Origin of the sequence: Sphingomonas sp. CFBP 13728, from assembly GCF_014841895.1 — a bacterium.
Lineage (GTDB): Bacteria > Pseudomonadota > Alphaproteobacteria > Sphingomonadales > Sphingomonadaceae > Sphingomonas.
The window spans coordinates 158,516-171,737 of record NZ_JACYUS010000004.1 but is presented as its reverse complement, the minus strand read 5'-3'; the positions used below and the strand labels follow the sequence as shown (position 1 = coordinate 171,737).

Sequence of the window (13,222 nt, the reverse complement as noted above, 5' to 3'; positions counted from 1 at the left end):
GATGAGGTTAGAACCAGAGACATCCTAGCTCCCTAACAATCAGGCCTTAATAACTCGTCATCGAACGTCGTGGAGCGCCTGCTGCAACAGCCAAAGCGATTGCTCAGCGGCGAACGATAGCATTGGAACGAGGCCGCCGAAATTGCGCCGGTCCTGGATGCGAGGTCGGTGACGCCGCTAAGGTTTCGGGGCGACAAAAGCGTAGCGCTGTCGAGCTTTGTCCAGACTCAATGAGATCTGCTCCTCACCTATCAAATGTATTTTCTGACGAATCTTTGATATGTGCATTCTACATACATGGATAGATCTTTCTGATACGTCGTGATTAAGCAATATAACCATATCTAGAATACTTAGGCCGGATGCATCGGCATCAACCAAAGCAATGACGATCTTGGCCTCCGCCAATGTGAAGTTTACTGTTGCAGTCTTTGAGCGGAGGAAGTGTCCTGAGGCGTCTAGGGTGAGGTTGCCTGAGGCCCTGGGCTCTGATCCATCGTGAACGATCTTCATCACCGTCTCATCCCACGGATGTTTTTTTCTCTTGCTCAAACATGTCGCGTACCGACGTCTTCATTGTGTCAATCGAAGGGCGCCAATGTTTTTGCCGATCTCGACGAACTTAGCCAGCAACGCATCGGAGTTGGCGGAGGTCGATGCCTGGCCGACGTTGCTCGCGCAATTTTTTAGACTCGTATCGAGTTGCTGCGCAAAGCCTACCACCCAGACCGAGTAGCCCATCGTCTTCGCCTTGGAGCACAGCAGACCGAACCGCTGCTTGTGACGCGCAAGCTGATCGTCCTCGTTGGAGCTGCTCCCGCCCGGCGTGACCCGTGCATCGAGTTGCTCGATACCGTATCCGGAATAGAGGCTTGAATATCCGGTATCGAAGAGGCCATCAGTCATGAAAATGATGTACTTCTTAACTGGCATATTATTGTATGTGTCCGGATTGTTGCTTCCGAATATACCTCGTGAAGAAGCCCAGCGCGCGCCCCACATCATACCGAAGTCATGATACGTCCCCCCGTCGGGGGTCAGCGTGTTCAGATAGCTTGAAAGCGCTTCTCGCGTCCACGCAGTCATCGGGGCCGCGGGAGCGGGACAAGCAACCTGAGGCTTGCGAATTTCCGAACTCCCGCCCCAATCGTAGGGAAGATACTCGACTTCCGGCCAGTAGGGGCGCCAACGCGTCTCGTCAGAATTCGGTATGAGATCTATGTCGAGGTCGTACGCACCCGGATCAATGCTCGTCGCATTTGCGGCCATTTCTGATGTTTGCCGCTCCTCTGTGCAGCCGGCCCAAGCCGTGGAGTAGCGGCTGGGGGTATAGTAGTCGGCAATGGGCGTTCTGCCACTGTTCGACCTACTGGCATCGGATGTGCCCACCTTCGCATTGGCGTCCCCGTCACGTCCCGCAATACGAACGATCTGGCCGTTCAGGTAAGGGCCAACGTCCATCTTGCGGGCGCCGTAGCTAAAGTATTCGCAGAGGCCGCTGCCATAATCCCACGTTCCGTATCGCGCGTTGCACGTCTGCTGACTCGTGTAGGCATAGGTCTGCGTGCGGGTCTGATAAGTTGCCTGCGAAACCATGTAGGACGTGTTCGCAGCCCGGATCGCACCACCTACGTTTACTGTACTGGCATAGGGGACGACGCCGTAGCGAAGTCGCATGCCGGCTGCCTGAAGGTTTGTCTGCACGGTCGCGAGTTGATCGTAAAGTGCCAGAACGGCCTTCCGAAGCGCGACGATCTTCGTGTCCGCATCGGTCGATGTCGCCTTGTCACGCATCGATCCCGTCGTGTCCAAAACCAGCACAACGTCGGTACTCACGAAGTCCTGCTTTGCGTTGCATGTGACGCGGATCGGGATGGAGTTGAAGCCAAAAATCCTCATGATGGTAACTGGGGTAGTCGATTCAGCATTCAGCACAACGGTCTGACTTGATCCGCTGGTACTGGTGATCACCGGGGTGAAGGGGGTCGTCCCAAATGTTCCCTGCGGAAAGTTGAAGTTAAAGAACTTCTGCGTCTCGGCAGTTACGGCACTGTCGATCGAACCGCTGGTCATAGCACGACGGCCTGCAAGAACTGCTGCATCACACGCGTTCTGAAGCGTCGTTCTGGCCGCGTATGCACGCCCCATATCGACACCCGAGCCGATAACGGCCAACAGGATCATGATATAGAAGGCTGTCAGCGTGAGGACGTTACCCCGTACGTCCTGGTGAAGCCTTCGAAGCACTCGGAGCGCATATAAGCGCGGGTTCAGATGCGGGAGATTGATCATGGCTTAGCAGGAGACCCTTGCCGACGAATGCAGCGCCCCGAGCAGATAAGCGAAGATGGTTGCAGCTAGGTAAACGGCAAGGCGCGATAAAAAGCGATAGACGTTGGTTTCGGCACGCGGGAACTTGATTGAACCAGCCTACGGTAAATCGCAATTTCAAGCCGTCACGATACGAAACCCGCCCGGTTGCATCAGCCAAAGGCGGTAAAACTCCCGGGATTTTTCATTGAAAAGCCTAAGAGCCCGACCGAAAATTGAGTTGAGCGATTTCAGAGGAAGCCGCCACCTGCCACGAACATATGCGTGACACTGCAGCGGCGCATTACATTCGCGAGACCGGCCGTTCCTGGATGCCGTCGACCGGCAACCGCATTTCGCTTGGTGTCGCGTCAGCGGCCTTCGCCCCGCGCGGCTTTGCCGCAGGAGGCTACCGACCTCCTCACGGAGCGGCTGGTCCGGCTCAATCCGTTCAGGCCGTGGCCATTGCTGGCGCTTCCCGTTGAACAGGGCGGCCAGCCGCAGCGCTCGTCGTGCGAGCGGAGGATGGGTACCGTTTTAGGGCTCGTACAGGTTAGTTGCTCAAGTCCGGTGGGGGCTGGACAATCCGGTCAATCTGCACTATCTATTCAATTAATTGGGAGGCGATCATGAATGAAGCAGCGTTGACGTTGGATGTGGTCGAGATGCAGGCAGTCCTACGTGGACGCAATCCGCAAGCCCCGGCCGCCGAGATCAAGACCATGGCCCGGATCGTCTCGATCGCAGTGGACGTCATGTCGGGCTTTCCTGCAGTCGATCTGCGCGGTGTCGCGCGCGAGCATAAGCTGCGCGCTGCGCTAGAACAGGTCGCTCTCCAGTTCACGCCGGCTGCTACGGTGAAAGGCGAGCCTGTCGAGCAGACGCGAGGCAGCGGTCTTGGTGAGGTGATCAGCCTTAGCGAAGGGCGCGCCCGTGTCGCCGCTTATGCGGCCCCAAAAGCGATCGAGGACTGGGCGGGACCAGTGGGTGGTGCGAGCGACATCGAGGCGCAGATCGGCGTCAAGCGAACGACGCTCAACACCTGGTACAAGCAAGGCGCGATCATCGGTCTGCTTCGCGGACAGCGCAAGCTGGCCTATCCACTCGAGCAGTTCATCGACGGCCGTCCCCTCCAGGGCATCGCCGACGTCCTGGCGGTCGCGCCGGACGCGCGATCAGCATGGCTCTGGATGCGGCAGCCGCATAGCGCGCTAGACGGAGAAACACCGCTGGCGGCCTTGCACGCCACGCAGCAGGATAAGGTCAGTGTCATCGCCTTGCGGGACTTCCACCGAGACATCGACTAATAGGGCAGCGGTGGTGCTCGATCCGAAAATCCTCACATCGCTGACCCGCCGGATCGAGCCAGCTGACTATCTGCGGGTCACGCCCTGGTCGCTGCGCAGCACGCCGCTCGGCATGGGCTTTGGCGAGCCCGCTTTGCCAGTCCCACCAAGGCTTTCAGGATCCTCTATATTGCCGAGGATCTCGCGACTTGCCTCGCCGAAGCGATCATCCGTGACCGTTTCGAGGGAAAGGCCTTCCGCGAGCTGGCGCAGTCGGACATCGCCGATTGGGGCGTGTGTGCGGTTTCGGCGACTCGGCCGCTCCGGCTGCTGACGCTGCGCGGCGACGCCTGTTTTAAGCTTGGCATCTCGACCGACATCGTCGGCGCCAAGCGCCACGATGAGGCGCGTGCCCTTAGCCAGGCGCTGTATGAAACGACCGATCTCGATGGGATCGTCTACCACTCCCGGCTCCGCAAGAAGACCTGCATGGCGATCTACGACCGTGCGGTGACGCCTGGACTGAGTGCGCAGGCTGTGGTCCAGCTTGAGCGGCTCGCCGCTTTGGTCCCTGCCCTCAAGACCCTGAGGACCACCCTGATCTGACATATTGAAGGTTCCGGCTGAGGACCTCCGAGCGTCTCCCGGCTGCGCCGGGACCATCGCTCTATTTCACTGTGCGTCACCGACGGGGCGGCGCTGCCGCTCCACTTTCGTCCTGTCTCACGCAGCCACCGGGATAGGCCGCAATATTCCCCTTATCGAGCCAACCACGCCGATCTCTTCCAGTTTAGGTAGCGGTTGCCACGTGTGACGACACGCCGAAACCTCCGTCATGCCGTGTTCGTCACAGGTGGAGTGTCCATTTTCGCTCATGCCAGCGCCGAGACTGAACCCTGTCTCCAAACCGCCAGAACCGGGTTTCTCGCGTGTGGGGACCTGCACGAACAAGTGTCCAGCATTCGCTCGTCGGCAGTTCGACGATCCGGTGAATGTGCGCGGCATCGACATGATAGGTTTTGCCGGGAAGCCGGTGGACCAGCTCGCTGTGCCAACCGCCGTTTGGATCCAGGTGGAACACCTCTTCGACATAGCCGCCATCAAGGATCTCCGTCTCGAAGCTCCAGGGGTGGTCATGCGGCGTCGCATGCGGCTCTTCCATCTTGAACCGGTGCAGTGCACGTCCGTCATCCAGATGATATTTGGTGAACGCCCGCGACATGCGCTCGATGCTGACGATCCGCGTGCCGTCGGGAACGCGAGCAATGGCTGCTCGCGGTAATCGCATACTCACGGTTCGGTCACCTCTTCATAACAGCCGGCGCGCCGCAGCTGGCGAACGATCCCGTTGAATGCCGCGGTCACGCCCTGCGCCCTGCCGATCTCGTTCTCTTGGGCTGCGGCGTCCCAGTAGAGTTCGAGTGGCCAGCGTTCCGGGCAGTGCGGCAGCAGACAGCGCAGCGCCAACCGGATCTCGACGACATCGACGCGGGCGTCAGAGCAGCGCGCGACACCGCCGCGCAGGATATGCACCGACAGCGCGATGACAACGCGCTGATGACGGACGAGCTTGGCCATCAATGAAAGTCGTGAGATTTGAACTTCACGACGGCTTCCGGATCCATGCCGTCCGCATGGGGCGGCCAGTAAGCGTTGCGAGGGGCAGGGTTCCAGCCCTTGTCGCCGCGGTCAGGGGAGCCCGCATGTTTCGCGCCGTCACCGCGGCCGGTCCGGTGCGGGAACGACATTTCGCCGACCCTGTGCAGTAGATCGCCATGGTCGATGATCCGGTCGCAGATGACGTGGATGACCTCGCCCTCCTTCTGCACCCTGCCCTTCATGCCGATCATCGACGCGGACATCACGGTGCGGCGCTGGCGCTCGAACCGATCGGGCCACAGAATGCCGTTGGCGATGCCGGTCTCATCTTCGATCGTGATGAACAGCACGCCCTTGGCAGACCCCGGCTTCTGGCGAACGAGAATGATGCCGGCGACCTCCACATGCCTTCCATCGCGGATGGTGGCCAGGTCCGCGCATTTGGTCACGCCACGCCTGGCCAGTTCATCACGCACGAAGGTCAGCGGATGTGCGCGCAACGAGAGCTGCAGCGCGCGGTAGTCCTCAATCACCTCACGACCGTCGGTCAGTGGGCGCAGCTCGACCTCAGGTTCGATCCCTTCCGCGCTGACGGCCTGATCCGCGCGGTCGGCTGCGGCGAACAGCGGCAGCGGTGCTTCGCCGAGCCCCCTCACCTTCCACAAGCCATGCCGACGATCGGCACCGAAATTATGAAAGGCATCGCCGTCGGCGAGCTTCTCGATCGCGGCGCGCTGGACTCCCGATCGCCGCCACACGTCTTCCACGCTCTCGAACGCGGTCAGCTCGCGCGCGCCGACGATCTTGGCGCCATCTGCGTTCGACAGGCCGCGGATCTGGCGGAGCCCTAGGCGTACGGCGAGGTACCGCCCGCCATACGGCTCCAGCGTACAGTCCCAGCGGCTTGCGTTGACGCAAGGGGGGCGAACCACGACGCCATGCTCACGCGCATCACGGACGATCTGGGCGGGCGCGTAGAAGCCCATCGGCTGCGCGTTCATCAGACTCGCGCAGAACACGTCCGGGTGATGATGCTTCATCCACGACGACGCGTAGGAGATCTTGGCGAACGAGGCCGCGTGACTTTCGGGGAAGCCGTAAGACCCGAACCCCTCGAGCTGGCGGAAGGTGCGCTCGGCGAACTCACGTGGATAGCCGCGCTCGACCATGCCCCCGATCAGCTTTTCGCTGAAGTGCGACACGCCGCCCGTGAACTTGAACGTCGCCATGGCGCGGCGCAGCTGGTCGGCTTCGGCCGGCGTAAACCCGGCGCCGACGATCGCGACCTTCATGGCCTGTTCCTGGAACAGCGGCACGCCGAGAGTCTTTTCCAGCACTGCGCGCAGCTCGGGCCGTGGGTATTCCGGCTTTTCCAGCCCTTCGCGCCGACGCAGATAGGGATGGACCATGTCGCCTTGGATCGGCCCCGGCCGCACGATCGCGACCTGGATGACAAGGTCGTAGAAGCGCCGCGGCTTCATGCGCGGCAGCATCGACATCTGCGCGCGGCTTTCGATCTGGAAGGTGCCGAGCGTGTCGGCCTTCGAGATCATCGCGTAGACGTCCGGATCATCGTCCTGCAGATCGGCCAGGCCAACCCGCAGCCCCTTGTCTGCCTCGAGCATAATGAAGGCGCGGTTCATGCAGCCGAGCATGCCGAGACCCAGCACGTCGACCTTCATGAACTTCAGCGCATCGATGTCGTCCTTGTCCCATTCGATGATCTGCCGGTCTTCCATCGCGGCGGGTTCGATCGGGACCAGATCGTCAAGGCGGTCATGAGTGAGCACGAAGCCGCCCGGATGCTGGCTCATATGGCGCGGTACGCCGATCAGCTTGCGCGCCAATTCCAGCGTCAGGCGCAGGCGACGATCGCCGATGTCGAGGTTCAGCTCGTTGACCTGCTTTTCGCCAACGCCTTCGGCCGACCAGCCCCATACCTGGCCGGCCAACGACGAGGTCAGGTCCTCGGGCAGGCCAAGCGCCTTGCCGACATCGCGGACGGCGCCGCGCGCCCGGTAGCGCGTGACGACCGCAGTCAATGCCGAGTGGTTGCGGCCATAGGTCTCATAGATCCACTGGATGATCTCTTCGCGGCGTTCATGCTCGAAATCGACGTCGATATCGGGCGGCTCGCGGCGCTCGCCTGATACGAACCGCTCGAACAGCAGCTCGTGCTTGATCGGGTCGATCGAGGTAACGCCGAGCACGAAGCAGACGCAGGAATTGGCGGCCGAACCGCGGCCCTGGCAGAGGATCCCGCGCCGACGGGCTTCGCGGACGATCGCGTAGACGGTCAGGAAATACGGCGCATAGCCGAGCTCTCCGATCAGCCGCATCTCGTGAGCGATCTGCTCGGTATAGGCATCGGGCACCGCGCCGTTGAACATGGCAGCGACAGCGTCTTCCGCCAGCTTCTGCAAGGCTTCTTGCGCGGTCAGCCCGTCGATCAGCCGCTCATGCGGATACTGATAGGCCAGTTCACCCAGATCGAAGGTGCACAGACGCGCGATGTCGACGCTCGCGCGCAAAGCATCGGGATACGCCTTGAACCGCCGAACCATCTCGTCGGGGGATTTGAGTGCACGGTCGGCGTTGACCTCACGCCGGTAGCCGAGTTCGTCGACGGTGCATTTCTCACGCACGGCGGTCACGACGTCCTGCAGCAGCCGCGCTTCGGGCGCGTGATAGAGGACATCACCCGTCACCACTGCGCGAACGCCAGCGCCGCCCGCCTGACGCGCCAGTGCATCGATCCGCACGGCATCGTCCGGCCGGCGCCGCTGAAACAGCGCCATATACCCGCGACGACCATAGAGTGTCTTCAGGTCGGCGAGCGCTGCCAGATTATCCTCGTCCGGCTCAACCGGCAGCAGGATGGCGATCATGCCCTCCGACCAGGGTTCGAGGTCATGCCAGTGCAGGAGGCATCCCCCCTTCCCCGCCCGCTTCTTACCCACCGTCAGCAGGCGCGTCAGGCGCGACCAGGCGGGGCGGTTGGTCGGGTACAGCAGCAACTGCCGCCCGCAGGAGAGATTGACGCGCGTGCCGGCGATCGAGCGAACGCCCGTCGCCTTCTGCGCTTCCCAGGCGCGCACCACACCCGCGACGGTGCCGATGTCGCTGACCCCAACCGACGGATAGCCGAGCAGCGCTGCAGCCGCGAACAGTTCCTCAGGGCTCGAGGCGCCGCGCAGCAGCGAGAAGTGGGTGAGGACCTGGAGTTCGACATAGTCGGTCATGCGAACACGCCGTGCATCCACCAGCTGAGATCGCCGGTGTCCTCGACGAACCCGTCGCCACGCCGGAACACCCAGTAACGACCGCCCGTCTCGTCTTCGACGCGGTAATAGTCACGCACCGCCCACACTTCCGCGTCACGGCGCCACCACTCACCGTGGATCCGCTCGGGGCCGTCGCCGGCCACGACCTTGTGCGGCCGGCCGCGCCACTCGAACCGCCGGGGCGGCTGATCGGGCATCAGCGCGATCACGCCCCACAGCGGTTCGGGTCTGGCCAGCAGGCGCGTCGGCCGTCGCCATTTTGGCCAGCCCGCGGGTGCTACCACCGGGTCGGCGCGCATGACGGCGCGCTCGGGCACGTGGCTTTCAACAGGGGCAATCCGAAATACGGCGTCAGCGCCGATGCGGCCGGCAACGACATCGACGAGCCGGGCGGGATCGCGCACGAGAACCTCACCGGCGAGAACCGCGCCGAGATCGATCGCGTCGAGCGGCTCGGTGTGCGGCGCCGCCAGATAAAATTGCTCGAGCCCCAGTCCTGGATCGATACGTTCGATCCTGAGCTTCATGAGCCGCAGCAGGTGCGAGACCTCGCGCGTCGGGCGTGAGGTGCCGACGGCCACGACCTGCTCGCTGCCATCGACGCGTAGCCCGCCGAGCCGTAGTGATCGTACGCCGAGCCCTTTCGCGCGGAGCAGCTCGGCCATGTCACCAAGCAGATCCTCCATGACCTGCGCGATTGCGTCTGCGGTGACGATCGGTTCGAGCAATCGGCGCTCGACGATCGGCATGACCTCGTCGGTCCGCGGCGTGATCGGTTCGGCGACCGCCCCGAGGGCCTGATCGAGCCGCGTGATCGCCGCCAGCCCGAGCCGACGTGCCAGGGGCCCGCGTGCAACCGGCAGGAGATCGGCCACGCGTTCGAAGCCGAACTTACGGGCGGCGACGAGCGCCGTGCCTGCGAGGCGCAAGGCGGCGACCGGCAGGCCGCTGAGTGCTTCGACCGTCCGCCCTGTGGGCACGATCGCGATGTCGGCCGACCCGAACCGGGCAACGGCATGGGCGGCGCCCGGTGTGTCCGCCACCGCCACGCGTGCCGTGAACCCGGCACGCTGGCAAAACGCGCGCAGACGCCGACAGAACCGTTCTTCGCCGCCATGGAGATGCGCGCAGCCGGTCAGGTCGAGCCATAGCCCATCGGGCGGCGTGGCCGCTGCGATCGGCGACCAGCGGCGCACCGCGCGTAGCGCGAGCTGATCCAGCATCGCGGCATCCGCCTCCGTCTCGGACGGTCGGATGTCGAGATCGGACACCAGCGCACGCGCATGGGTCGCGGCCATCCCGATAGTGATCCCCAACGCCGCAGCGCCATCGCAGGCGGCCACGACCTCTTCGCGCCGGCCAACCTTGCCGACCAGCGCAAGCGGCGCCCTGTGGAACGCAGCAACGGTCGCCGCGACCTTCTCGTGAATGTCTTCCTGCGCTGGTCCGTGGAACGGATTGTTCGCCGCTTCCGAGCGTCGGCCAAGTTCGCGCATAGGCGGCTTTGCATGGGCAGGCAGCGCTGCGATCTGGCCTTCCACGTCTTGCCTGGTCGCTACGTCGGCGCGAGCCCAGCGCGCACCCGGCCGCCACCCGCCGCCCCGCGGTACGGAGCACGCACCGGGATCGTCGTCGACGGGAGGCTGAAGGGCGGGCCGCTCAGGCGGCCGCGTAGCGTGCCGGTCCAGCCGTCTCAGCCGCTCGATGGCCAAGTGCGGCAGGAACAGCGAGACAACCCGTCTCATCGCAGCCCTCCAAAATCATCGAAAATGCTTCGCCGCCACGCTGCCGTGCGACCTCGACCTGCCACCGCGATCGGCCGACGCCGGCAACCCCCAGGCGCTCGGAGGACGCACTGGCGATCCGCCAGCGCGTCCAGGCCGCGGACGGTTCGGCGAGTGGATCCTGCTCGCGGTTACGTCGGCGTCGCAGGATTAGAATGGGAATGTCGGCATCGGCTGCCACAAGTTGCAGGCGCCGGGTCGCCACCATCGACATCCGGCTTACCTCGGCGATCACCGCCGACGGCGTTCCGTCGCGCACCGCATCTTCGACGACCGCGAGCAAGGCCGCATCGTCACGGGGTTGTGCATGGATCAAGTCGGCAGGCGATAGGCCCGCCTGTTCGAGGCCAGGGGCATAGAGATCGTTGCGACAGCTCACCCACAGCACCGGTCCGCCTGTGTGGACCGCCTCTCGCGCGGCGATGCCTGCCAGGAACAGCGTTGCCGCGGCATCGTCGACCATCGAACAGCTTAGTGCGGCGACCTCGTGCAGTGCTCCAGCGCGAAGGCCCCTGCTTGCGAGGCGATCGTCGAGCGCAGGGATACCGAACGGCATGATGCGGTGATCCATCACCGGCGTTGCGATTGTCCGCAGGTGGGCGATGCTGGTCGGCAGGGACTCGAGGGCGTTGATCATGATATCTAGACTCTACATGTTCCCTTTATGTTCCGTTACCAAAACCGTTTGGTCAAGCGTCAGACTCGAGACTCATGTGGATAAACGTTCCGGCTAGGAACGCTGCGAAGCGCGTCTGGCTATGTGTCGCGGAGGCGGGCTGTCGGACCTGCGCGTATCCGAACGATTGTCGTCAGGCATGCGATCAATGTGTGGGATCCAGACCGTTTCCTCGCAGTGTCGAGCCTCGTAGATACCGCCGCTGTCATCAAGCTGGCCAGGGAACGAGTTTGGTTTAACCTTTCTCCAAGTGCATGAAATGCAATCCGGATTAGCCAGGTTTGCAATCGCCATTGCCCGGTCTGCCGGATATCAAGATAACGCCTTTCAGGCATCCTCTCCTAAAAACTTCTAGGGTCGCTTTTGGCGGCCCCTTTTTTTTGTCTGAAGGCGGTCGGCACAGCTTATCCGGTGCTCTGCGCTACCGGGGGTTCGCGTACAGCGATCGGCTGTCGTCGAGCATGCTGATGGGTGTCCAGTCCGCTTGGACGGACCGACCTGCGGCCGTTGGCGCCCGCCTTTGTCGCGGCGCAGCCCAGTCTTGAGGTATTCGTACGCCATGCGCGAGAAACCAAGGATCGCACCCTTCGGCGTGAGATGGTTCGTGAGCAATTCAAGGCGCTCTGGGACGAAGTTCGCGGACCGGATGCCGTCAGTTCGGCAACGTGGACCGGGCGCCCTTCCCTACGCAAGCATGCCGCTTCCATTCAGGCACTAGCGCCTGTTGCCCTGGAAGCCGTGCAACGGCTGATTGACGATGAGGAACTCGCTTGCGACAATGGTGGGCCGGTCGATGCCGATCGCGCGGTAGCGCTGCAGCAGCTGAAGGCGCTGCATCGTGCGCTGGGCGATCTGATCGCGGCAGTCGATCAAGGTCGATCGCTCGAGCCAGTGTTGGAACGGCTTCGGTTTGTCCGCCAGGAGGCGAAAGTCGCGATCGGTAAGGTGACGGCAGCGCTGCCCGTGACGACGTCGGCGCTGATCGCGTTTGGCAGCATTGTCGGCATCGTCGAGTTCTTCGTCGGCAATGTCGTTGTTGCGGTCGCGGCCGGGGATAGCAGGCAATACGCTTACGGACGCGATGCTGAGGAAGGAGACGGGCCTTAGTTAGTAGACCAGCGAATTGGTTATGTCTTTACCTCGTAAACTGGGCCGCTTCCCGATGTATATTACAGGCCCGATCAAGAAATGCTCTCATGCAAGCAACAGAGTTCGGAGTAAACGAAACATCTTGGCCATCCCCGCGATCAGATATCTGGCCGTCAGCGAGCAGATGAGCAAGCCACCGGCGCCCGACAGCCATTGATGCTCCAGACATGTCTATCATTCTATTTTCGGTCATCATCTTGTTATTCGATGTGGTGACGAAAAGATGCAGCAGCATATTTCAGGCAAATTCGTCAAAAATTTCAGACGGATAGCTATCCTGACGGACTTCACGAACGCGAAGAAGGCTTTGGGCCATCTGGCTTCGTTCATAATCGCCGATCATTTGGAACCATAACATAGATTTATTGTTTTATTTAATTCAATTTTGCCGGCAGCTGGCATTGGAGGGAAGTATGATGCCAGACGGTCAGGCAAACGGGCAGCTTGAGCTTTGCGCAGCAATTGACGCGGCACTTGTTCTCGCGGATCGTGAGGGCATGACGGCCGCTGCTGCCCATTTAGCGCAAGCGCGTGAATTGGCTCATTGTTATGACAATACTAGGACCAATCAAATACACGAGTGAGTCAGAGCCACCAATTTGCGCTGCATTGGCGATTCAAATGTGATTAGTTTACAAATGCTTTGTCGGGTAGAGTCAATATGTTTGGCTACTCATCGTGGAACAATCAGTACAAGCCGCCTTCTTCTCTTTTTTCGGCTCCTTCCTTTTGAGTCTGTTCGATATCGTGAGAGTTTTGCTTTTCAACCGGATGTTTGTCTTCGACGCTGTCCCCGGGACCTTTATTGCTATCCGGCTGCTCGTTAACGTCGGTCTCAAAGCCCGGTTCTTCGTCCTGTGTGGCGGCCATGACTATTCTCCTTAAGCGTATGTAACGATCCGAGAAGGCACACGGTTGCTACTGCTCGTCACGCGGTAGTGATGTTCGGCAAAGCGATCTGCAGGACCCGGTCTTGCGGACGCATGCGACGTTCTATGCATTCCGACATCAGAAGCTCGTTCATTTACGCGTTCGGCGTCGCAAGAGTAGCTAGGGAGGACAAATACCGTTCGCAGACGGTCATCCGTCTTGAAGAAAATTCGTTTTTTTCGATTGTGCGCACAGAAAGCGAGG

11 protein-coding genes are annotated in these 13,222 nt (G+C 61.7%); 3 read left to right on the top strand and 8 right to left on the bottom strand.

Annotation, left to right across the window (positions count from 1 at the left end):
* Nucleotides 1-177: 177 nt before the first annotated feature.
* Both IFT67_RS16815 and IFT67_RS16810 read right to left on the bottom strand, forming a co-directional pair.
* On the bottom strand, nt 178-516 hold the full coding sequence (locus IFT67_RS16815) for a helix-turn-helix domain-containing protein (RefSeq protein WP_206757939.1): 339 nt from the start codon (nt 514-516) through the stop codon (nt 178-180).
* 57 nt (nt 517-573) lie between these two features.
* Nucleotides 574-2,292: a pilus assembly protein gene (locus IFT67_RS16810; protein ID WP_274599212.1), complete on the bottom strand. Its 1,719-nt coding sequence runs from the start codon at nt 2,290-2,292 to the stop codon at nt 574-576.
* 647 nt (nt 2,293-2,939) lie between these two features.
* Here IFT67_RS16810 and IFT67_RS16805 point away from each other — a divergent pair.
* Both IFT67_RS16805 and IFT67_RS16800 read left to right on the top strand, forming a co-directional pair.
* The gene (locus IFT67_RS16805) at nt 2,940-3,617 is read left to right on the top strand and encodes an antitoxin Xre/MbcA/ParS-like domain-containing protein (protein WP_244647458.1); all 678 of its coding nucleotides are present in this window, start codon (nt 2,940-2,942) and stop codon (nt 3,615-3,617) included.
* A gap of 84 nt (nt 3,618-3,701) precedes the next feature.
* Nucleotides 3,702-4,202 (top strand): RES family NAD+ phosphorylase, encoded by a 501-nt coding sequence (locus IFT67_RS16800; RefSeq protein WP_192239367.1) that lies wholly within the window; start codon nt 3,702-3,704, stop codon nt 4,200-4,202.
* Between the two features lie 241 nt (nt 4,203-4,443).
* Here the strand turns inward: IFT67_RS16800 and IFT67_RS16795 are convergent, their stop codons facing one another.
* From IFT67_RS16795 to IFT67_RS16775, 5 genes are read right to left on the bottom strand one after another with little or no spacing between them, the layout of a single operon-like run.
* Nucleotides 4,444-4,884 (bottom strand): hypothetical protein, encoded by a 441-nt coding sequence (locus tag IFT67_RS16795; protein ID WP_192239310.1) that lies wholly within the window; start codon nt 4,882-4,884, stop codon nt 4,444-4,446.
* Nucleotides 4,885-4,886: 2 nt separating this feature from the next.
* A complete protein-coding gene (locus tag IFT67_RS16790; RefSeq protein ID WP_056056312.1) occupies nt 4,887-5,174 on the bottom strand; it encodes a hypothetical protein in 288 nt (95 codons plus the stop codon).
* Nucleotides 5,174-8,437, bottom strand: a complete 3,264-nt coding sequence (locus IFT67_RS16785; protein ID WP_192239309.1) for an error-prone DNA polymerase — start codon at nt 8,435-8,437, stop codon at nt 5,174-5,176. Before IFT67_RS16785 ends, IFT67_RS16790 begins: the two co-directional genes overlap by 1 nt.
* Nucleotides 8,434-10,224 carry a Y-family DNA polymerase gene (locus IFT67_RS16780; RefSeq protein ID WP_342450641.1) on the bottom strand — a complete coding sequence of 597 codons (1,791 nt, stop codon included), beginning with the start codon at nt 10,222-10,224 and terminating at the stop codon, nt 8,434-8,436. Before IFT67_RS16780 ends, IFT67_RS16785 begins: the two co-directional genes overlap by 4 nt.
* Nucleotides 10,139-10,834: an ImuA family protein gene (locus tag IFT67_RS16775; RefSeq protein ID WP_192239366.1), complete on the bottom strand. Its 696-nt coding sequence runs from the start codon at nt 10,832-10,834 to the stop codon at nt 10,139-10,141. The genes IFT67_RS16780 and IFT67_RS16775 overlap by 86 nt, the downstream gene beginning before the upstream one ends.
* 612 nt (nt 10,835-11,446) lie before the next feature.
* Between IFT67_RS16775 and IFT67_RS16770 the strand changes: the two genes are divergently transcribed.
* Complete coding sequence (locus tag IFT67_RS16770; RefSeq protein WP_192239308.1) at nt 11,447-12,046, top strand: hypothetical protein; 600 nt, start codon at nt 11,447-11,449, stop codon at nt 12,044-12,046.
* A gap of 729 nt (nt 12,047-12,775) precedes the next feature.
* Here the strand turns inward: IFT67_RS16770 and IFT67_RS16765 are convergent.
* Nucleotides 12,776-12,958, bottom strand: coding sequence for a hypothetical protein (locus tag IFT67_RS16765; RefSeq protein WP_192239307.1), 183 nt, complete (start codon nt 12,956-12,958; stop codon nt 12,776-12,778).
* Nucleotides 12,959-13,222: the final 264 nt, after the last annotated feature.

What these genes read in the sequence shown, in the direction of transcription:
- IFT67_RS16775 (WP_192239366.1), bottom strand. Translation starts at nt 10,834, where the DNA reads ATGGATCACCGCATCATGCCGTTCGGTATCCCTGCGCTCGACGATCGC.
- IFT67_RS16785 (WP_192239309.1), bottom strand. Translation starts at nt 8,437, where the DNA reads ATGACCGACTATGTCGAACTCCAGGTCCTCACCCACTTCTCGCTGCTG.
- IFT67_RS16810 (WP_274599212.1), bottom strand. Translation starts at nt 2,292, where the DNA reads ATGATCAATCTCCCGCATCTGAACCCGCGCTTATATGCGCTCCGAGTG.
- IFT67_RS16795 (WP_192239310.1), bottom strand. Translation starts at nt 4,884, where the DNA reads ATGCGATTACCGCGAGCAGCCATTGCTCGCGTTCCCGACGGCACGCGG.
- IFT67_RS16765 (WP_192239307.1), bottom strand. Translation starts at nt 12,958, where the DNA reads ATGGCCGCCACACAGGACGAAGAACCGGGCTTTGAGACCGACGTTAAC.
- IFT67_RS16780 (WP_342450641.1), bottom strand. Translation starts at nt 10,224, where the DNA reads ATGAGACGGGTTGTCTCGCTGTTCCTGCCGCACTTGGCCATCGAGCGG.
- IFT67_RS16790 (WP_056056312.1), bottom strand. Translation starts at nt 5,174, where the DNA reads ATGGCCAAGCTCGTCCGTCATCAGCGCGTTGTCATCGCGCTGTCGGTG.
- IFT67_RS16805 (WP_244647458.1), top strand. Translation starts at nt 2,940, where the DNA reads ATGAATGAAGCAGCGTTGACGTTGGATGTGGTCGAGATGCAGGCAGTC.